Genomic DNA, 19,874 nt, shown 5'->3' with positions numbered 1-19,874 from the left:
GGTGGAATCACACGCTCAGATAAGCGCGCCTCACTGTTTCGTTCTGTGCGAGTTCGCCGATCGTGCCGCTAAAGCGGATCTGCCCTTTTTCGAGCACATACGCGCGGTCGCTGACCAACTCGGCGAAGTGCAGGTTTTGTTCGGACAACAGAATCGACAGCCCTTCGCGCTTGAGTTCGAGAATCATGTTCGCCATCTGTTCGACGATCACCGGCGCCACGCCTTCGGACGGTTCGTCGAGCAGCACCAGATACGGATTGCCCATCAGCGTGCGCGACACGGTGAGCATCTGCTGCTCGCCGCCGCTCATCTGGCCGCCCGGACGTTGCGGCATTTCGCCGAGATTGGGAAAGAGGCGAAACAATTTTTCCGGCGTCCATTGCGGCGCGCCGTCGCGCGGCGGCTGGCGGCCCGTGTCGAGATTTTCCATCACAGTCAGATCCGCGAACACGCGCCGATCTTCGGGCACGAAACCCATGCCCATGCGTGCGATCTTGTACGGCGGCAACGCCGTAATGTTCTGCCCACGAAAATTCACTTCGCCCTGACGGCGCGGCAGCAAACCCATCACCGCTTTCATCGTGGTGGATTTGCCTGCACCGTTGCGGCCCATCAACGCCACGACTTCGCCTCGCCCCACTTCGAGGCCGACGTCGAACAGAATGTGCGCACGGCCGTAGAACGCGTTGAGGCCGGAGACTTTCAGCATCGGCTCGCTCATTGCAGCGCTCCTTGACCTTGATGGCCGCCCGCCGCCTCGTGCAGCGGCGCGTGCGGCTGGAACGTCTTGCCGGTGCCGAAATAGACTTCCTGTACGCACGGGTCGTTGCGGATCGTGTCGGCGTCGCCCTCGGCGATCAGCTTGCCGCGCGCGAGCACGATCAGGCGATCGGCGTACGCGAATACGACGTCCATGCTGTGCTCGGTAAACAGCACGCCGATCTTGTGTTCGGTGACAAGACGCTTGGTCAGCGCCATCAATTCATTGCGCTCCTTCGGCGCCATGCCGGCGGTGGGTTCATCCATCAGCAGCAGCTTCGGGCGATTGGCGAGCGCGATCGCGAGTTCGACGCGCTTCACGTCGCCGTACGCGAGCACGCCGCAAGCGCGGTTTGCATCCGCGGCCATGCCAACCTGGTCGAGCAGCGCGAGGGCTTCATCGGCATAGCGCGAGCCCGCGGATTGCCATAGACCGAAGGTTTTGCGTTCGCGCGAGACCAACGCCATCTGCACGTTCTCGATCACGGTCATGGAATTGAAGGTCGCGGCGATCTGAAACGTGCGGCCCACGCCCAGCCGCCAGATGTCGCGCGGACGCATGCCGACCAGCTCTTGACCGTCGAGACGAATCGATCCGGACGAAGGCGGCAACTGCCCGTTGACCATGTTGAAACAGGTCGATTTGCCCGCGCCGTTCGGTCCGAGCAAGGCCAGCAATTGACCGGCTTCGAGATCGAACGAGACATCGTCGACCGCCTTGAGGCCGCCGAACGATTTGGAGAGACCGGCAACGCGCAGCAAGCTCATAGCCCCTCCTTGATCGCGGTACGTTGGGAAGGCGAGACGGCGGTCTGTTCCGCCTGGTCGGCGCTGTCGTCGCCGAAACGCTCGCGAATAAAGCCGACGATTCCCTGCGGAAACGCGATCACCAGCAGCAGGATCGCGAAGCCCAGCAGCGCCTGCCAATAATCGGTTTGCCGCGCGACCGTGTCTTGCAGCCACGTGAACACGGCCGCGCCCACAATGGGCCCGGTGAGTGTCTGCAAGCCGCCGAGCAGCACCATGACGAGGCCGTCCACGGAACGGCTCACGCTGATCACTTCCGGCGAGATCGTGCCCTTGGAAAACGCATACAGCGATCCGGCGAGCCCGCAGAACAGAGATGCGATCACGAACGCGGCCCATTGCACGCGCTTCACGTCGATGCCGATCGCTTCGGCGCGCAGCACGGAGTCACGCGACGCGCGCATCGCGTAGCCGAGCGGCGAAAATAGCATCTTGCGCAACAACCACACGCCGATCACGGCGCAGACGAGCGTCACGTAATAGAAGGCCACCGGCGAGGACAACCAGTTCGACGGCCACAACCCGAGAATGCCGTTGCTGCCGCCCGTCACGTCGTCCCACTGGAACACGACCGACCAGACGATCTGCGCGAACGCGAGCGTCAGCATCGCGAGATAGACGCCGGAGAGCCGCACGCAGAACCAGCCGAACACCAGCGCGCCGGCCACCGCCAATAGCGGTCCGAGCAGCAAGGCGGCTTCCATCGGCAGATTCAGCACTTTGAGGAACAGCGCGGCGCCGTATGCGCCCAATCCGAAGTACGCGGCGTGGCCGAACGAATGCATGCCGCCCGGTCCCATGATGAAATGCAGGCTCGTTGCAAACAGCACGGCGATCAGGATTTCGACCAGCAGCACGGGCATGTACGGAAACGCGTTGGCCGCCAACGGCGCCAGCACAAGAACGAGCAAGGCGATGGCGGCCAGCCACTTGAGCCGTTTGCCCGCCGGCCGCAAAGGAGTTTCCGGCGCCGCCATGCCGCGCACCGCGGCGCTCGCGCGGCCGAGCAAACCCCAAGGACGCACCACCAGCACGACCGCCATCACGACAAACTCGGCGACGAGCGTAAACCGGCTCAGCGACAACCCGACGCCGAAGATCGTCACATGCCCGATGCCGATGCACAGCGCCTTGATCTCCGCGATGATCAGCGCGGCAATGAACGCACCCGGGATCGAGCCCATGCCGCCGACCACCACCACCACGAACGCGTTGCCGATCGTCTCCAGATCCAGCGACAGATTCGCCGACATGCGCGGCCCTTGCAGCGCGCCGCCTAACCCAGCGAGAAACGCGCCGACGAAAAACACACCGGTAAACAGCCACGCCTGATTGATGCCGAGCGCGCCGAGCATCTCGCGGTCCTGCGTCGCGGCGCGCACCAGCGTGCCCCAACGCGTGCGTGTCAGCGCATACCAGAGCAGCAGCAACACCACCGGGCCGATCACGATCAACGCGATGTCGTAGGTGGGCAGCGGATGGCCGAGGAAATCGACCGCGCCCGCCAGATGCGGCGCACGCGGTCCGAACAGGTCTTCCGGGCCCCACAGCCACAGCGCGGCATCGCGAAAGATCAGCACCAGCGCGAATGTGGCGAGCAGATGAAACAGCTCGGGCGCCTGGTAGATGCGCCGCAGGACGACCAGCTCGACCAGCGCGCCCAGTACCGCGACCACCAGCGCCGCTGCCAGCACCGACAACCAGAAGCCGCCCGCCGTATGTCCGAAACGGCTCGCTATGCTGTACGCGACATAGATGCCGAACATATAGAACGAGCCGTGCGCAAAGTTGACGATACGCGTCACGCCGAAGATCAGCGACAAACCGGCGGCGACGAGAAACAGCGTCGACGCATCGGCGAGCCCGTTGACCAGCTGTACCAGCAAATTCGAAAGCATCGCGACCCTTGGCAGTTTGCTGAACGGCGAAGGCGCGGCTTTGGCGCCTTCAACGCGATCGGCAGACATTGCAGCGCGTGCAGCACCATGCGCGCACGCGTCAACGGCAGGACAATACAATACGCCCCGAAGAAAGTCCCTTAGGTCATTCGGAGCGCCGAAGAAATCGCCTCACGCAAACTCAGCGCAAACCGTCTTCGCCCTTGATCTCGCTCACCTGCAAGCCGCCGATGCGCGGCAGCGGCCGCCCCGACGCCGTCACCGCGACGGCCACGACGATTTCGTTCGCACGCGGCGCGTCCGACACGCGCGCTTCGATCGCATCGAAATGGCTGCGCACGAAGGCGGCGTCTTTATGGCCGAGCGGCACGTCGATCGCGGTGCCGAGCGTGCCCATCTTCTTCGCCGACGGGACCAGCGCCGCGCCCTTCTCAACCGCCACCCGCAGCGGCGCGCCGAGCTTGGGATGCAAAATCGCCGCGGCATGTTCCAGTTCGCCCGCCTCGCCGACGATGGCGGCCTTGCCGTAGCTTTGCGCCTCGCCCGGCGCGATGCCCAGCGCTTGAACACACTTGTTGCCGAGCAGCGCGCCCAACTCTTCGCCCGCTTCGATCAGCGCGTCGAGTTTGGCCTCGTAACGGCCGGCATAGGGATTGTCGATCACCGCGATCGCGACCGCGCGGCGCGCCGGCGGCTCGACGGCCTGGCCCATTTCAATGCGTGTTTCATCCACTTGCACGACCAGCTTGCGAAGCTTGATTGCCATTTCGCTCTCCGAGTTTCGATGCCTGCTCTGCGTGATCTCACTGCGCCAACCAGGCGCCGCTCAGCGCAATCCGTCCTTGCCCACGATCGCCTCTTTCGCGAGGCCGCCGACGCGCGCATGCACGCGCTGCCCCGTGCTCATCACGAGGATATACACCAGTTCATCGGCGGCGGGCGCGCCGGGCACGCGTACTTCGATCGCGTCGAAATGGCTGCGCACGTAGCTCGCGTTGACGTGCGTGAGCGGCACGTCGAGCGCGGTGGACGGCGCGCCGACCTTCTTGGTGGACGGCACGATGGCGTTGGTGGGCACGCCATTCTTCTCCAGCAACTCACGCATCGCGTAGCCGCCGGGAACATGCCACAACGCACCATGTTCAAGTTCGCCGCGCGCGCCGACAATCGCGCCCTTGCCGTAACTCTCGATCGACGCATGCGGCACCGCCATCGCCGCCAGCAACCGTTGCGCCATATCGAAACCGATCGGCTTGAGCGCTTCCATCGCGGGCTCGATTTTCGCTTCGTAGCGGCCGGCGAACGGGTTCGTCATCACCGCGGCAATCGCGCCGCGTCTGAGCGGCTGCGCGGGCGCGGGGCCGAACTCGTGGAAGATATCTTCGACGTGCGTCAGCACGCGGCGTATTTCGAACACGGAGCCTCCGTTGTGATCTGCGCGCGCTGCGTGTGCAGCCCGCCTGGGTCGTGAATACCGGCCACGCGCACCCGCCCCTGCAGGAATAGCGCGGCGCCTTCGATCAAGCCTCGTTCGAGCAGACGCTGCGCGGCTTCGACTCCACGCGACAGCGCAAAGTCGATCAGCGGCTGCGGCAAGGACGGCACGTCGACGGTGACGAGCATATCGCCAAGGTCGCTATCGTCTTTCAACGACGAAGCCGGACGCCGCAGGATACCGGCATGTTCCAGATCGACGGCGTTGGCGATCATGGTCGCGGCGGCGTCGGCGGCGGCGGCGTTGCGGGCGAGCACGGTGACGCTGTCGGCGATGCCGAGGCTGAAGCTGCGGCCGCGCCAGCCGCTCGTCGCAATGCCGCGAATGGGCAGGCTGGCGTCGAGCGTCAGATTGGCGTCGAGCGCCTGATCACGCGACAGCCGCACGGGTGAAAACGACGCGAGGTCCGCGAACACGCCGACGCGGTATTGCTGCCCTTCGGTCAGATAGAGCGCAATGTCGCCGCCATTGTTGATGAAGGCGCGCACGATGCCTTCGCGTGCGAACGCCGTGATCAGTTCATCGGCAACGCTTCCCGCGACCGCGGCCATCGGCGTGATGTAGCGCGCGCGGTGAGGATGGCAGGCCGACCACATACGGCGGGCAACCGCGCCTTGCAATTCACTGTCGTCCAACGCGGCTTCGGCCGGTACCGGTTGACGCAGGCGCTTCAGTTCACCGACCAACTCCGGCAACACGTCGACAAAGCGCGCCCAGCACGCCTCATACGCGGCCCGCACCGCCTGGGGCGTGCCGTCCGCGCTGAGGATCAGATCGATCGGCCCATGCTGCCAATGCCAGCGGGTCGCATCGAGTCGGGTGCGAGTGGGGTTCATTGTTTCGGTCGCGTTCGTTGCGGTCGTTACATTAGCGCGGTCGGCGCGGTCAGCCAGGCATCGGCGGCATGGCGGGCGGCCACGGGTTGTCGGGATTGCGCGCCAGCGTACGTCGCGCGAGCGGCGCGCCCTCCGTATGTTCCGGTCCGTTCGCGAGCACGCTCTCCAATGACCGCACGGCGTCGAGATGACCGCCGAGATCGCGATAGGCGTCGTACGTCATGGTGAACTCGATCGGCGCGACGATCGCGGGCGTCGGCACCGTGCCGAACGAACGGTCGGGCATGCGCGAGACATCTACCATCACGGTGATCCCGCCGCCCGGCCACACATAAGCCGGCGCGCCGCCGCAAGTCACGTTGACCAGCTTCTGTTTGATCGCGCGCGTGAGCAGCACCGGATTCTCCGTGGCGCCCGCGCGCAGACTGCCGCCCGCGCCGCCGAGAAACAGCACCGTGGCGAGCGAAGGCTCGCAATTCTCGCCGATCCGCTCGACGGTGTGGCGCACCGCGTCCGGCATCGCCGTGATGCGCGGCACGAGATCCTGATCCAGTTCGTACCACTGCGCGTGCTCGCCGGTGGTCGACACCATCAGGAGGCGCATGCCGGGTTTGGCGACGGCGGGATCGAAGCCTTCGACGATCGCGAGCGGGTCCTGAATGTCGGTGCCGCCCCAGCCGGTGCCCGGATTCGCCACCTGAAAATAACGGCCCGGCGTCGACTTGCGTCCGCGAATCTTCACACCTGAACGCGTCATGCCGAGACAACGTCCGGCCTGATGTTCGGTGAGCACACCGGTAATGTGATCGTCGACGACCACCACTTCGTCGGCATGGCCGAACCATTGCTTCGCGAAGATGCCGATGGTGGCCGACCCGCAGCCCACGCGCATGCGCTGTTCCTCGACGCCGTCGACAATCGGCGCCGCGCCCGCGCGAATCACCAGACTCGCGCCGCCGTCGATGCTCAACTCCACCGCTTCCTTGTTGCCGAGCGCGAGCATCATGTCGCACGTCACGCGGCCTTCTTTCTTGCTGCCGCCGGTCAGATGATGCACGCCACCGAGACTCAACATCTGCGAGCCATATTCCGCCGTCGTCACATGGCCGACAATCTCGCCGTGGCAACGCACGTTCGATTGCTCCGGCCCGAGGAAGCGGTCGGTGTCGATCTTCACCTTGAAACTGCAATAGCTGAAGATGCCTTCCGTGACGACCGTGATCATGTCGACGTCGTCGAGCTTCGAGGCGACGATAAAAGGCGCGGGCTTGTAGTCGGGATAGGTAGAGGAAGCGCCGACGCCGGTCACGAACAACGCCTGTTCGGCGGCGGGGTCATGCACTTCGGAAGAGGCGCCAAATTCGATCGCGGCGTTCGCTTCGGACGTTGACGGCGCGCGCGACAGGAACACCACCGGATCGACACGAATCAACCGCCCATCCGCGTTCGCATAACGATCGCACGCTCCGGTGCGCCCTTCGGATATCTGGCACAGCACCGGGCAGGCATTGCATTCGATCTTGTTCGACGCCATCCGCTCACTGCGCGGCGCCGCCTTCTCGAGCACGGTCGGACCCGGCGTCGAGGCGGTTTCGCCGTCGACGCTGTCCGCACCGAAATCGACCTTCGTATGTTCTGTCATGGTGGGGTTCCCATACGACGACATTACAATCGGTCCCGCTCCGACTGACGAATAGTGCCTGTTTATCGGCACTTTCGCGTGATCCGCTGACTTCCATGTTGCGGTCACTCACCGTTCGTGTAGTATCCGCTACACCAAACTCGTTAGAAATCTACTCGATCAATTTAGTCTGCGCAACGTATTTACCGGCGTGCGCGTGATTGGTGCAATGCCACATTGCCGTGTGGGTCACGCTTCAATCTACGCCGAAGTGAATGATCGCGCTGCGCATGCCGCAGCAGTCCATGCGGGCTGTATGATGAAGACGCGTCCGTGCCTTGGCCGGCTGCGGCGCATGCCGTTCAACCTGACGCTAACAAGAGATTCGAGACCGCCATGAGTCCCACCGCCGCCCGCAAGCCGGGCGCTACCGGCATCCGTGCGAAACAGGCGCAGGACACGCGCGCCAAGATTCTGAAAGCGGCCATCAAGGTCTTTGCCAAGCAGGGCTATGCGAGCGGACGCGTGGAGAGTATTTCAAAGGCGGCGCGCTCGCACGATCGCATGATTTACTACTACTTCGGCAGCAAGGAGCAACTGTTCGTCGAAGTTCTCGAAACCATCTATACGCAATTCAACGAAGCGGAAAGCAAGCTCGATCTCGATCTGGCGGATCCCGTGCATGGGCTCGAACAGATGGTCGAATTCGTCTGGCAGTATTACCTCGATCATCCCGAGTTCGTCACGCTGCTCTCCAGCGAGAATCTGCACCAGGGCAAGCACGCGAAGAAATCGTTGAAGCTGAAGGAGATTTCCGGCTACGCGATTTCGGTGGTGCAAAAGTTACTGGACGCGGGTCAGGCACAGCACGTCTTTCGTGCGGATGTCAAAGCGCGCGATGTCTATCTGATGATCGCGTCGCTCGGCTATTTCTATAACGCCAACCAGTACACGTTGGGCGCGTTTCTCGGCGAGCCGATGATGGACAAGGCGGCGCTCGCGCATTGGCGCGAGGTCATCAAGGATACGGTGTTGCGCGCGGTGCGGTCGAGCTCGCCGGTGGCAGGAGAAGCGGCGGCGCTTGCGGTGAATGAGGCGAGCCAGAATAGCGAGGCGTAGCGCTTCACCGCAAGACGGCGTTACACCTGAAAATGGTCTCTCAACACGCTTACGATTCTCCCGGACGCCAGGCCGTCACCGTAAGGCGACACGCCGCGCGCCATACGCTTGTATTCGGACGGGTCATCGAGCAGCCGTTGCGTGTTCGAGACAATGTCGGCGTAGTCGGTGCCCACGAGCTTCACGACATCATGCGCCACCGCTTCAGGGCGCTCTGTCTCGCGTCGCAGGACGAGCACCGGTTTGCCGAGCGCGGGCGCCTCTTCCTGCACGCCGCCGGAGTCGGTCAGGATCAGATAGGCCCGCTTCATCGCGGCAACGAACGGCAAATAATCCAGAGGTTCGCACAGCGTGATTCGCGGATGGTTGTCGAGATGGGCGTATGCCGTCTCACGCACGTTCGGATTCGGATGAACGGGATAGAGGATATGGACGTCGGGATTGTCGTCGGCGATCGTCCTGATCGCTCGCAGGATGTTCTGAAACGCCGCGCCGAAATTCTCGCGACGGTGCGACGTCACCAGAATCAGCCGGCTGTCCCCCTTGAACGGCGCCGCGCCGTCGCATCGACCGGCCACATCCAGCAAGGCGTCAATGACCGTGTTGCCGGTGACGAACACGCTCGCCGCATCAATGCCTTCTGTGAGAAGGTTCTGTTTCGCGGTCTCCGTCGGTGCGAAATGCCAGCGCGCGAGCCGGCTTGCAACCACACGATTCATTTCTTCCGGAAACGGATTTGAAAGATCGCCCGTTCTCAGCCCGGCTTCGACATGTCCGACCGGCACGCGCCGGTAAAAGGAGGCGAGCGCCGCCGTCAGTACGGTGGTCGTGTCGCCCTGCGCGAGCAGCACATCAGGCTGTTCGGCGGCAAGCACTTCATCCAGCCGAATCATGAGCCGCGAAGTCAGCATGGGTAGAGACTGGTTGGGCTGCATGATGTCGAGGTCGATATCGGCTTTGATCTCGAACAGACGCAACACCTGATCGAGCATGCCGCGATGCTGCGCCGTTGCGAGAACGCGGCAGTCCGCCCATTCCTCGCGCTGTAACTGTTTGACGAGCGGCGCCATTTTCACCGCTTCAGGACGAGTTCCGATAGTGACGATGATCTTACGTTTTCTCACAGCGTGTTCCGATATTGGACTTGGTAAAGGGTAGGCGCCGCGGTCAATGACGGGCCTTAACGCGGCCGTGCTCTACCGAGAAACCGGCGGATCGCACTTGTGAACCGCCACGTCTTCGAGCGCAGCATCGTGTCCATTTGCCGCTCGACGTCGTCCGCGCGTGCTCGGACTTCGGCCAGGAGCCTCGCGTAACGCTCGCCTTCGATCTGCAACCTTTCGATGCGCGCATGAAGCGAAGCAGTCTCGGCAGACAGGGCGCCACATTCCTGCTTCACTGCCTCGATTGTGTGCTCGCGCTCGGTGATTGCCTGCTTCAATTCGCCGACTGTCTGGTCCCGCTCGGTGATTGCCTGATTCAATTCGGCGAGCGCTTGATCCCGCTCGGCGAGTGTCTCCTGCGACCGCGTCAGTTTCTCCTTCGCTGCGTCGCGTTCCGCGCATACATCCCGCAGCGCCCTTTCTGTCGACTGGAGAAGCGCGTTTGTCGCAGCTTGTTCGCTATGAGTTTGAGCGAGCTGCGACGCAAACTGCTGCCTGTCCGAGGCGTGCTGTTGGGCAATACTTTGACTACGCTCTTGCGCGAACGCTTCGTAGGTGTCGTCGCCTATAAAGAAATTGCGCAGATCGGGCTGGGTGTCTCCGAGCGCCGAGAGCCGCGCGTAGACGACCAATATCTGCTTCCCATTCCAATAGTTGATATTGATTTTCGCCGCATCGACGACGCGGCAAGCGACGGCAGCGAAACCGGGCACCGGGCAGACGGGAATGTTGTCCAGGTCAAACGTGAAGAAATGCTCGGGAATCCGGTCATATTCCTGAAACGGCAGAAGCAGAACCAGAAAGCGCTTCGTATGTTCCGCGAGGAGGGCGACGACTTCGAACGGGTTATCGAAATGTTCCAGCGTGTTCGACGAAAAAATAACGTCGTAGTCGTCCAGCTCGTCGAGCGACTGTGCTTTGAAACGCCCATGCGGAAACGAGGCTTGAGCCTTCTCGATCGCCACTTCCGAAATATCGACTCCTGTGATGGAGATCACGCCGAGCCATTTGCTCAGTTCATCGACCCCCTGCCCTTCCGCGCAACCCCAGTCGCAGATAGTCCATTGCTCCCGCAACACCAGGTACTTGAACCAGTCCGGCATCAGCTTGGCTGCAACCGTCGCGAAGAATCGCGTTTGTCCATGTCCGCCGGCAGAGACCCAGTCAGTCGAGAAACGATGGTCCCAGTATTGCTTTGAGTTGATGTCTGTCATAAGAAGGCTTGTCGGTCTGTCCATTCCATCGAATGCGTGAGCGTTCGCGATAGGCACCATAGATACCTAGTCGACAGCGAGCGTGCTTTCGATGACTTCGCGCCAGCGGTTTTCCCATTCCTTCTTCGCAAACGCGGCCGAGGACTCGAGTCCGTGCGCAGCAAGTCTGGCGAGCCTGGTGCGATCACCGGCCAGTTCCTCGATAGCGGCAGCAAGCTCGATATAGTCCGCACGGATGAGCTTGCCGTTATAGCCATCGACGATCAGATTCGGCAGTCCGCCGACGTTGGTCGCGATGACTGCGTTATTGGTCGCCAGAGCCTCGATGCAGGAGAGCGATGTTCCTTCCGAATACATGGTCGGCACCAGCACGATATGGCTATCGACATAGGCTTTGTACATGTGCTCCATGTCGTATTCGATCCACGTCACTTTGTCTGGATGACGCGCCATGAACGCTTTCACCGCTTGCGCATCGCGGTCGATTGCCTGACCGCACAGGACCAGGCGGATATCCGAGCGCCGCGAAAACAAAACATCGAACGCGTTGATGGTCAGATAGAGACCTCGCGCTTCATAAAGCCGGCGCGGCAGGAGAACGCATAACTCCTCTGTTTCGAAGTTCTTCGGATTGCTCCTGAAACACTCGAGATCGACGTAGTTCGGGACGTACTTCAGCGTATTGGCGAGAGCCCAGTCATAGGTTCGGAGCCAGTTGATAAAGTTCGTATCGACACAGACGCATTGGTCACTGTTGCGAAGTGCGCGGAACAGCGTTTCGTAGCGTCCCCGGTCAAACGTCGCCAGGTTATTGGACGCCCCGTCCCAATGGATGCCGTGGTTGATCGAGATGACGCGCTTGTTTTTTCCAAGCGACGCGGCAAGTTCGGTCGGCGACGCGATAATGAGATCGACGTCCGCGCAGAACTCAGCGTATTTGCTCGACATCCTCTCGAAATCAAAGTTGTCCACGGCGTGAATCCCCACGACCTTGACGCCCCGAAATTCGCGCTCGAAAGGCACCAGCGCATTTTGCAGGAGGCGAACCTCGCAGCCCATGCCACGGAGCACGACTGCGAGGTCGTAGACGTAGCGTTCCGCCCCGCCTTTATAGACGGTTTCGCCGTTCCAGTCGAAGAAGTTGACATTGACGATGTCTACTTTCACTGTGCGCTGCGCGGAAGTGGCCATCAGCTTCGCAACGTTCCTGGCGTTGACCTGTCTGAGCAACGGCGCGTGAAGCACCGGCCAGGCGTGCGCACGCGCGACCTCCGCGGAGGTCTCGGTATACGCGGTCGACCACTGCCCGCTGGCGACCGCATCCACGAAGTCGATTCCCGAGGCGACAATGATGGCGTGTTCGTATTCCCGGATGGTCCGGGTCGGCGTACCGATCACCGGCTTCCCCGCGGCCAGATACTCGAACAGCTTAAGCGGTGAAACGGGGTCCGTTTTCTCGCTGACTATGAACGGCACGATGCCGACATCGATCCAGGCGAGATAGTGCTTCAGTTCGGCATACGGCTTCGGGCCGAGGTGAATGAAATTGTCGAACGTCTTCAGACGCGCCATGCGCTCCTGAACCTCGTCGCCGTACTGCGGTTCGAAAGCGACGACGGGACCGACGAACAGCAGCACGACATCGTTCAGTCGGACGATTTCGTCGAGCAAATCGAAATCGAGCAGTTCGGAAATCGCGCCGTGGTAGCCGACAACCCGCCGGTTCGCCGCCATCTCGTACAGCTTCGCCGGCACGTCGCATCGCTCGCGCTCGCCGTGAATGAAGTCTTCGGGATAGACGCCGTTTTCCAGCAGCAGCGCATTCGTGACCTTCGCGCGGTTCGCTTCGTACAGTGGATTCGACGAGAACAGGCAGACGTTCGCTGTCTGCAGCAAGACATCATGATCGCAGCGCATGACGTCGGAATAGTTCGCGAAGACGGTCAGGTCATCGAGAACATCGTAGATCGTCAATGCAGAGCGGCAAATATCAGCGACGTACTTGAAGCCCGGCCAATGGAGATAGAGCGTGACCGGTTCGTCCTGGAAATAGCCGAGGAAATCCTCGACCATATTGGAAACGTACAGGTTTTTTGCCTTGGGCTGGATAACGGGATATAGGCCGCCGAACTCCAGCATCACGCACAGGTAGCCCGCTTTTGCGAACTCGGCCATGATGTGGTCGGGACGCTGTTTGAGCGAAAGATCATAGGCGACCGGGCACAGTACGACGCCCCGACGGTCGGGATGGGTCGCGAGCAGGCGGCTGATCTGGTGCCTTCTTTGTTTCGACGGGTCCTTGGCGTAGTTCCCAAAGTACGCCGCCTGGGCGCGCGTGTGAGCTTCGTAGCCTCCGCTGGTTATGGGCACAACGTCCGTCGTGGCAATCTGTTGCATGGGAACGCCAGCACCGGTCGGCATCTTGCAGCGCGCCGCCAACGCGTAAGCCGCGTTCGCGATCCGTCGCATTGGCGCGGTCAGCTTCCACGAACTGCTTTCGAAGACTTCGCTGAGGCTGCCCTGTACCCGCTCGCGCTCTCGAACCTCGAGGAACAGTTCGCTCGACACCTCGTTCAGCGAGCGCTTGAGATTATGGATTTCCGACAACGCGTCCGACAACCGCTTCGCAAGCGTGTAGCGATCTCTGCGCGCGAGACGCTGCTCCTCGGCAATCTGATTGTGTTGCCTGATGAGAGCATCCGCGTCGGAGATCGAAGCGCTCAGCTTTGCGACCGATGCGTGGGTTTGTCTGCGCACTACGTCTAGCATTGTTTCTTGTCCGTCCATGGCCAACCTCTCGAGTCGCCGTTATTGCCAATTTCTCTTTTCCGATGCCGTCATTGCCTGTCTAGAGGCATTTCTTCCATGCGTATTTTTTCTGTGATGTCCGGCAGGAACAGCCCGTATCGATCGCTTTCAACATAGGAAGAGAAATAACAGGCGCCCTCGATGTACTCGTAGTACTGCGGCACGGCCGCAGACCGGTCTTCAAGGGCCGCCACGAGCAGATATCGGCCGGTGTTGAGCTGGTTTCTCAGGTAAAACTCGATTTCGAACTCGCTGCCGTCGAAATCGAAGTCAACGCCTTTCTCGTCGTGGGTGGTTCGGACGATCAGATCCGTGCCTTTTGTATCCTTGATGGAGAAGGCCACGCTCAGAGCACGTCGATCGACGCCTTCGGGGAGTTGGATCGCCAAACGGACGATCATCGGCTCGAATGCCGTGAACACGCTCTGGCGACGGCAGGCCGAGTCCAGGACCTGGGCCGACACGATCGATCCGATATGCGTCCCCCAGTGATTGATGGGCTCCTCATTGGTGCTTGAGGCGAGCGGCCTCGCGCTTTCCGTGATCTGATCGCTTTGCTTCGCTTCTTCATCATGACCGGCCGCGCTGTCTGCCGACTGACTGGAAATTCCGATCGCCTCGCTTTCGCCGAGTCCTTCGGACATGAACTGCGTGTATTGCGCGGTAACGGCGAACGCGTTGCCCTCCATCCGAACCCGTCCACCATCGAGCCAGACGGCGCGCTCGCACAAGGTTCGCACCGAGCCGACGTCATGCGACACGAAAAGAATCGTGACGCCCGATTCCTTGAGCTCCCTGATCTTGTTGAAGCATTTCGCCTGGAAGCGCGCGTCGCCCACGGCAAGGGCTTCGTCGATGATCAAGACCGCGGGGTCGACGTGAATGGCCACGGCAAACGCGAGCCGCACATACATGCCGCTCGAATAGGTTTTGACCGGCTGATCGATGAAATCGCCGATTTCCGCGAACTGCTCGATGCTGGCGAATTTTCGTTCGATCTGGTCCGCCGTCATTCCCAGCATGGCGGCGTTCAGATAGACGTTTTCCCGACCGGAAAACTCCAGGTTGAAACCGGCTCCCAATTCGAGCAATGCGGCCACGCGCCCGTTGATCGCGATATCGCCCGCGGTGGGTCGTAGTGTTCCGCAAATGATCTGCAAAAGTGTGGACTTGCCGGAGCCATTGCGCCCGATGATGCCGACCGTCTCGCCACGAGTCACCGAAAGCGATACGTCCCGAAGCGCCCAGAATTCCCTGGAATACCTGGTGCGTTTGGGGAAGACGATATGCTTGAGACGGTCGAGCGGCGTGTCGTATATGTCGAAGCGCTTCGAGGCATGTGTCACCTGAATCGTGGTTTCAGGTTCGCTAACTTGATTCAAGTCCATGAGCACCGGCATTTACAGAACGTCCGCGAATCCTTCGCGTGTCTTCTGGAACCAGGCCAGACAGATCCACGCGAAACCGATGCTGCATAGCAGATAGATCGCTATCCCGGCGAAGTCGGGCAACTGGCCCGCGATCATGACCGCCCGCGCCTGCTCGATGATGAAAGTCAATGGGTTGGCCAGAATGAGCGCCCTGAAAGTGGGCGTCAAAGTATTGAGGGCGTAAAAAACCGGCGACAGGAACATCAACATGGATGAAAGCAGCGCCGTGACATACGTCAGGTCACGCACGTAGACGCCGGTGGCGGCGAACAGCCACCCCACCCCCAAGCCGACTAAAGCGAGTGGAATGAAGAGGGCCGGTAGAAAGACGATCGTCCACTGAAGCTTTCCGTAGACGCACAGTGCGAAGACAATCCAGACGGCAAAACTCGTCAGGAAGTGAAACGCCGCCGAGGCCACCGCAATCCATGGCAGGATCTCGAGCGGAAAGACGACCTTCGTCACGTAGTTGGCATGGGTCGTGATAATGTTCGGCGCTCTATTCAGGCACTCAGCGAAGAAATTGAAAAGAATGAGCCCTGCGAACAGGATCACGGCGAACTGAAAACTGTTGTCGGTTCCAGGCCAGCGCGATTTCAAAAGTGTGCCGAAAACAACCGTATACATTGCGAGCATGATTAACGGCTGAGCAATGGACCACGTCAGTCCCATCACCGACCCGCGATATCGGCTCAGTATGTCCCGTTTGGTCAGCGCGACAATCAGATGGCGTTGCTGCCAGGGAAGTAAAAAGAGAGAACTAAAATGGGCACGAGGATGGGATTCCTCGCGGCCATCATGTTTATAGGTAAAGCTCATATTGGCAGATCGCCTTGAACAGCGCCGGCTGGATTAACGGTCAACGAAGCGGTCAACGAAGCGGTCAGCGAAGGGGCGAAACATGCGGCGTCAAATGAAACCCACCAGGATTCCGCCAGTCGCCCGCCGGAGCCTGCCCCATTGCTCTTGATAAGTCCTACGGACCAGCCAAACCCGCGCGAACGAGTATCACTATCTTAAAGTGATTAAATCCACATCTAAAATATGCAAAAGATTAATAACCTCGAATTGGCCAACATTCATATTATTATCGAATTTGGTCGGCAAAATTCTGGAAAATGCTGATATACAAACAAGAAAGGCTGAAATGTCCGCAAGAAAATTCAGCTTCAATGTAGGAATTTTCTGCAAAAAACGAGAAGAGTGGAATTCGCGGGTGAGTCACGCAGTGCGCAGCGTCCAGGTCGAACGCCGCCGGATACCAGGTATCCGTATCACAGCCCGTTGCAGGCTGGATGGAAACTAAACATCGTCAATGCTGAAAGGCAGCGCGCATTCGCACGCTGCCTGGCACCTCGTCTCTATGGCATTGCTTACGGCTGCGCTGCCGCCGCGTCATCTTCGCGGAACAGCTTATCCGCGAGGTGAAACGCCGAATTCGCCGCCGGCACGCCGCAATAGATCGCGGTTTGCAACAGCACTTCCTTGATCTGCTCGCGCGTCACGCCATTGTTCTTCGCGGCGCGCAGATGCAGTGCGAGTTCTTCGCTGCGATTGAGCGCGACCATCATTGCGATGGTCAGCAGGCTGCGCGTGTGGCGCGGCAAGCCATCACGCGTCCAGATTTCGCCCCACGCATAACGGGTGATGAAATTCTGAAACTCTTCCGTCAACTCGGTACGGTTCGCAAGCGACCGGTCGACGTGCGCACTGCCCAGCACCGCGCGTCGCACATCGAGTCCGGCTTCATAGCGATCTTCGTCGTTCATTTCTGCTCCGTCAGGAAATCGATCACAGTCTTCGTGAAAGCGTCGGCTTTCTCGATGTTGGAAATGTGCGAGGCGTCCAGTTCCACGTAACGCGCGCCCGCAATCGACTGCGCCAGTTCGCGGCCTTGCGCCGGTGTCGCGGCCAGATCGTGCGTGCCGCTGATTACCAGCGCCGGCAGCTTGATGCCGGGCGCTTCAGGACGCAGATCGGTGGCGTCGATGGCATCGCAATTCGAGGCGTAGCCTTCCTTGTCGGTATGCACGAACACGTCGCGAATCATGGCCAGCACCACCGGCTCACGCTCGATATAGTCAGCCGTGAACCAACGCGGCAGGACGGCACTGGCCAGCGCGAGCATGCCTTCGCTGCGCGCTTTCGCGGCGCGCGGCACCCATACTTCCGGCGAACCGATGCGCGCCGCCGTATTGCACAGCACGACGCGTTCGAAACGGTTGCCGTGGCGCGCCGCCAATCCGACGCCGGTCAGGCCGCCCATCGACAGTCCGCAGAAATGCGCGCGGGCGATCTTCAGCGTATCCATCAGGCCGATCACGTCGCCGGTCAGTTGTTCGATCGTGTACGGGCCTTTCGGCGCTTCCGAATGGCCGTGGCCGCGCGTGTCGTAGCGCAGCACGCGAAAGTGTTTCGACAGCGCCGCGACTTGCGGCGCCCACATGGACAGATCAGTGCCGAGCGAATTCGACAAGACGATCCACGGCGCGTTGCCGTGACGGTCGCCGTCGATTCGATAGTGAAGCTCGGTGCCGTTGACTGCGGCGTAAGGCATACCGGTTACTCCCTTGAATGGTCGCGCTGCGAGCGCGTGGTGTGAAGGGCCAGCGCGGCGTCCACATAAGCGTGCGCCTGGCCGACGTATTGAGCGGGATCGAGCAGTTGCTTCAGGCGCTCGAGCGGAAGATGTGCGGTGACGGCCGGGTCCGCGACGAGCACGTCGAACAGCGTCTGGCCGTCGCGGATCGCGGCTTTCGATGCGCGCTCCACCAGATGATGCGCGTCGAGCCGGCCGATGCTGTCGCCGAGCGCGAGCATCACCGCTTCGCCGAGAATCAGGCCATGCGTGACGTCGAGATTGGCGGCGAGACGCGGCACGTTCACGTTCAAGCCGGCGGCGATCTGTTCGATGTTGGCAAGCGCGCCGCCCGCGAGGCGCGCGAGGTCCGGCAGCGCATCCCACTCGGCTTGCCAGCCGCCGAGCGCGCGTTCGTGTTCCTGCACCATGCCGGCGAACACCGTGGCGACCAGCCCCGGTGCACGCACGGCGGCCGTCAGCACAGCCGCGCAGCCCACCGGATTGCGCTTGTGCGGCATCGTCGACGAACCGCCCTTGCCGGCCGCTGCCGGTTCGGCGAGTTCGTCGATTTCGGTTTGCATCTGCAGCGAGATGTCGCGCGCGATCTTGCCGAGCGTGCCGATCAGCATGCCGAACAGCGACGCCGTTTCGGCAATGCGATCGCGCTGCGCATGCCACGGCAGCGTCGGCACGGCAAGGCCGAGTTCTTTTGCGAGCGACTGGGTGACGTGCGGCGCGGCATCGCGCAGACTCGCCAGCGTGCCCGCCGCGCCGCCGAATTGCAGCACCAGCACGCGAGCGCGCAACGCATCGAGCCGCTCGCGATGACGCAGCAGCGCGTCGAGCCATTGCGCGAATTTCAGGCCGAGCGTGATGGGCAGCGCCTGCTGCAACCAGGTGCGGCCGATCATCGGCGTGGCGCGATGCGTGGCCGCGAGTTTCGCCACGGCGTCGCAGGTGGATTGGAGGCCGCTGTCGAGCAGATCGAAGGTGTCGCGCAGTTGCAGCACCGTCGCCGTGTCGATGATGTCCTGGCTCGTGGCGCCCCAATGCACGTATTTCGACGCTTCGGCGTCGGCTGCCTTGACGCGCGCGGTGAGTTGCTTGACGAGCGGAATCGCCAGGTTGCCGCCGAGCGCGGCGTCGCGTGCGAGCGCGTCGGCGTCGAGTTGGTCGGCCTGACAGGCGGCTTCGATCGCGGCCACCGCCGTCTGCGGAATCACACTATGCGTGGCCGAAGCGCGCGCAAGCGCCGCTTCCACATCGAGCATCCGTTGCAGCGTGGCACGCGGCGCCCAGATGTCGTTCATCGGCTGCGTGCCGCAAAGAAGGCCGGTCAGACGGGCGCTGGATTCGAGCATGATGACGTCGATGATCGAGGATATCGGAAGTGAAGTGTGCGCCGCGCGGCGCCGGCATGCTAGCCGGCGCCTTCGCCGCGTCTCGCGGGCTCGCTCAGCCTCGCTCAGCCTGGTTAAGCCGCGCGCGCCGCTTGCGTGCCGTCGATCAGCGGCACGCCGGTCAGCTTGTGCAATGCGTCGAAATCGATGTCCGAGAAAATCTCGCGCACCACGAGGCCCTGGTCGGTCACATCGATCATCGCCAGATCCGTATAGATGCGGTCGACGCAACCTACGCCCGTCACCGGGTACGTGCATTCGGCGGCGATCTTGCTTTCGCCCTGCTTGGTCAGATGTTCCATCATCACATAGACCTGCTTCGCGCCGATCGCCAGATCCATCGCACCGCCCACTGCCGGAATCGCATCGGGCGCGCCGGTGTGCCAGTTTGCCAGATCGCCCTTGGCCGACACCTGGAAGGCGCCGAGCACGCAGAAGTCCAGATGGCCGCCGCGCATCATCGCGAACGAATCCGCGTGGTGGAAGTACGCGCCGCCCGTGAGCAGCGTGACGTGCTGCTTGCCGGCGTTGATCAGCTCGTCGTCTTCTTCGCCTTTGGCGGGCGCGGGGCCCATGCCGAGCAGGCCGTTTTCGCTGTGCAGGAAGATTTCCTTGTCAGCGGCGAGGTGGTTCGCCACCAGTGTCGGCACGCCGATGCCGAGGTTCACGTAGGCGCCTTCGGGGATGTCCTGCGCAACGCGCTTGGCCATTTCATCGCGGGTCAGTTTTTTCATGTCGGTCTC

At 61.6% G+C, this 19,874-nt stretch carries 17 protein-coding genes; 1 reads left to right on the top strand and 16 read right to left on the bottom strand.

The window, feature by feature from the left end; genetic code table 11:
* Positions 1-7: 7 nt before the first annotated feature.
* The 7 genes from P0D96_RS04200 to P0D96_RS04170 form a co-directional block, all read right to left on the bottom strand.
* Positions 8-721, bottom strand: a complete 714-nt coding sequence (locus P0D96_RS04200; protein WP_310817780.1) for an ABC transporter ATP-binding protein — start codon at positions 719-721, stop codon at positions 8-10.
* On the bottom strand, positions 718-1,527 hold the full coding sequence (locus tag P0D96_RS04195) for an ABC transporter ATP-binding protein (RefSeq protein WP_408311961.1): 810 nt from the start codon (positions 1,525-1,527) through the stop codon (positions 718-720). The genes P0D96_RS04200 and P0D96_RS04195 overlap by 4 nt, the downstream gene beginning before the upstream one ends.
* Positions 1,524-3,464, bottom strand: a complete 1,941-nt coding sequence (locus P0D96_RS04190) for an ABC transporter permease (protein ID WP_408312316.1) — start codon at positions 3,462-3,464, stop codon at positions 1,524-1,526. Before P0D96_RS04190 ends, P0D96_RS04195 begins: the two co-directional genes overlap by 4 nt.
* A gap of 181 nt (positions 3,465-3,645) precedes the next feature.
* On the bottom strand, positions 3,646-4,230 hold the full coding sequence (locus tag P0D96_RS04185) for an amino acid synthesis family protein (RefSeq protein ID WP_106276889.1): 585 nt from the start codon (positions 4,228-4,230) through the stop codon (positions 3,646-3,648).
* A gap of 60 nt (positions 4,231-4,290) precedes the next feature.
* A complete protein-coding gene (locus tag P0D96_RS04180; protein WP_408311959.1) occupies positions 4,291-4,881 on the bottom strand; it encodes an amino acid synthesis family protein in 591 nt (196 codons plus the stop codon).
* Positions 4,857-5,795 carry a UPF0280 family protein gene (locus P0D96_RS04175; protein ID WP_408311956.1) on the bottom strand — a complete coding sequence of 313 codons (939 nt, stop codon included), beginning with the start codon at positions 5,793-5,795 and terminating at the stop codon, positions 4,857-4,859. The genes P0D96_RS04180 and P0D96_RS04175 overlap by 25 nt, the downstream gene beginning before the upstream one ends.
* A 49-nt stretch (positions 5,796-5,844) precedes the next feature.
* Complete coding sequence (locus P0D96_RS04170) at positions 5,845-7,437, bottom strand: 6-hydroxynicotinate reductase (RefSeq protein WP_408311953.1); 1,593 nt, start codon at positions 7,435-7,437, stop codon at positions 5,845-5,847.
* A 375-nt stretch (positions 7,438-7,812) separates the two neighbouring features.
* On the opposite strand from P0D96_RS04170, the gene P0D96_RS04165 reads away from it, so the two are divergent.
* Positions 7,813-8,535, top strand: coding sequence for a TetR family transcriptional regulator (locus P0D96_RS04165; RefSeq protein ID WP_132378183.1), 723 nt, complete (start codon positions 7,813-7,815; stop codon positions 8,533-8,535).
* Between the two features lie 20 nt (positions 8,536-8,555).
* On the opposite strand, the gene wecB is transcribed toward P0D96_RS04165, so the two are convergent.
* The 9 genes from wecB to P0D96_RS04120 form a co-directional block, all read right to left on the bottom strand.
* The gene (wecB, locus tag P0D96_RS04160) at positions 8,556-9,659 is read right to left on the bottom strand and encodes a non-hydrolyzing UDP-N-acetylglucosamine 2-epimerase (protein ID WP_408311949.1); all 1,104 of its coding nucleotides are present in this window, start codon (positions 9,657-9,659) and stop codon (positions 8,556-8,558) included.
* A gap of 56 nt (positions 9,660-9,715) precedes the next feature.
* A complete protein-coding gene (locus tag P0D96_RS04155) occupies positions 9,716-10,912 on the bottom strand; it encodes a methyltransferase domain-containing protein (RefSeq protein WP_408311946.1) in 1,197 nt (398 codons plus the stop codon).
* Between the two features lie 66 nt (positions 10,913-10,978).
* Positions 10,979-13,681, bottom strand: coding sequence for a glycosyltransferase (locus P0D96_RS04150; RefSeq protein ID WP_408311943.1), 2,703 nt, complete (start codon positions 13,679-13,681; stop codon positions 10,979-10,981).
* A 68-nt stretch (positions 13,682-13,749) separates the two neighbouring features.
* Positions 13,750-15,120, bottom strand: a complete 1,371-nt coding sequence (locus P0D96_RS04145) for an ABC transporter ATP-binding protein (protein WP_408311940.1) — start codon at positions 15,118-15,120, stop codon at positions 13,750-13,752.
* Positions 15,121-15,969 (bottom strand): ABC transporter permease, encoded by an 849-nt coding sequence (locus P0D96_RS04140; RefSeq protein WP_408311937.1) that lies wholly within the window; start codon positions 15,967-15,969, stop codon positions 15,121-15,123. It abuts the gene before it with no gap.
* A gap of 554 nt (positions 15,970-16,523) precedes the next feature.
* On the bottom strand, positions 16,524-16,919 hold the full coding sequence (gene pcaC / locus P0D96_RS04135) for a 4-carboxymuconolactone decarboxylase (protein ID WP_132378192.1): 396 nt from the start codon (positions 16,917-16,919) through the stop codon (positions 16,524-16,526).
* Positions 16,916-17,707: a 3-oxoadipate enol-lactonase gene (gene pcaD / locus P0D96_RS04130; protein WP_132378194.1), complete on the bottom strand. Its 792-nt coding sequence runs from the start codon at positions 17,705-17,707 to the stop codon at positions 16,916-16,918. The genes pcaC and pcaD overlap by 4 nt, the downstream gene beginning before the upstream one ends.
* Before the next feature lie 5 nt (positions 17,708-17,712).
* Positions 17,713-19,092 carry a 3-carboxy-cis,cis-muconate cycloisomerase gene (locus P0D96_RS04125; protein ID WP_408311934.1) on the bottom strand — a complete coding sequence of 460 codons (1,380 nt, stop codon included), beginning with the start codon at positions 19,090-19,092 and terminating at the stop codon, positions 17,713-17,715.
* Positions 19,093-19,205: 113 nt separating this feature from the next.
* Positions 19,206-19,865, bottom strand: coding sequence for a 3-oxoacid CoA-transferase subunit B (locus P0D96_RS04120; RefSeq protein WP_132378198.1), 660 nt, complete (start codon positions 19,863-19,865; stop codon positions 19,206-19,208).
* Positions 19,866-19,874: the final 9 nt, after the last annotated feature.

Origin of the sequence: Paraburkholderia sp. RL17-347-BIC-D (assembly GCF_046027915.1) — a bacterium.
Lineage (GTDB): Bacteria > Pseudomonadota > Gammaproteobacteria > Burkholderiales > Burkholderiaceae > Paraburkholderia.
Note: the sequence above shows the minus strand (reverse complement) of the source record. Positions and strands in the feature narration are given on the sequence as shown.

Coding starts and splice junctions, on each gene's coding strand:
- P0D96_RS04200 (WP_310817780.1), bottom strand. CDS start 721: ATGAGCGAGCCGATGCTGAAAGTCTCCGGCCTCAACGCGTTCTACGGC.
- P0D96_RS04195 (WP_408311961.1), bottom strand. CDS start 1,527: ATGAGCTTGCTGCGCGTTGCCGGTCTCTCCAAATCGTTCGGCGGCCTC.
- P0D96_RS04190 (WP_408312316.1), bottom strand. CDS start 3,464: ATGCTTTCGAATTTGCTGGTACAGCTGGTCAACGGGCTCGCCGATGCG.
- P0D96_RS04185 (WP_106276889.1), bottom strand. CDS start 4,230: ATGGCAATCAAGCTTCGCAAGCTGGTCGTGCAAGTGGATGAAACACGC.
- P0D96_RS04175 (WP_408311956.1), bottom strand. CDS start 5,795: ATGAACCCCACTCGCACCCGACTCGATGCGACCCGCTGGCATTGGCAG.
- P0D96_RS04170 (WP_408311953.1), bottom strand. CDS start 7,437: ATGACAGAACATACGAAGGTCGATTTCGGTGCGGACAGCGTCGACGGC.
- P0D96_RS04165 (WP_132378183.1), top strand. CDS start 7,813: ATGAGTCCCACCGCCGCCCGCAAGCCGGGCGCTACCGGCATCCGTGCG.
- P0D96_RS04155 (WP_408311946.1), bottom strand. CDS start 10,912: ATGACAGACATCAACTCAAAGCAATACTGGGACCATCGTTTCTCGACT.
- P0D96_RS04150 (WP_408311943.1), bottom strand. CDS start 13,681: ATGCTAGACGTAGTGCGCAGACAAACCCACGCATCGGTCGCAAAGCTG.
- P0D96_RS04145 (WP_408311940.1), bottom strand. CDS start 15,120: ATGCCGGTGCTCATGGACTTGAATCAAGTTAGCGAACCTGAAACCACG.
- P0D96_RS04140 (WP_408311937.1), bottom strand. CDS start 15,969: ATGAGCTTTACCTATAAACATGATGGCCGCGAGGAATCCCATCCTCGT.
- pcaC (WP_132378192.1), bottom strand. CDS start 16,919: ATGAACGACGAAGATCGCTATGAAGCCGGACTCGATGTGCGACGCGCG.
- pcaD (WP_132378194.1), bottom strand. CDS start 17,707: ATGCCTTACGCCGCAGTCAACGGCACCGAGCTTCACTATCGAATCGAC.
- P0D96_RS04125 (WP_408311934.1), bottom strand. CDS start 19,092: ATGCTCGAATCCAGCGCCCGTCTGACCGGCCTTCTTTGCGGCACGCAG.
- P0D96_RS04120 (WP_132378198.1), bottom strand. CDS start 19,865: ATGAAAAAACTGACCCGCGATGAAATGGCCAAGCGCGTTGCGCAGGAC.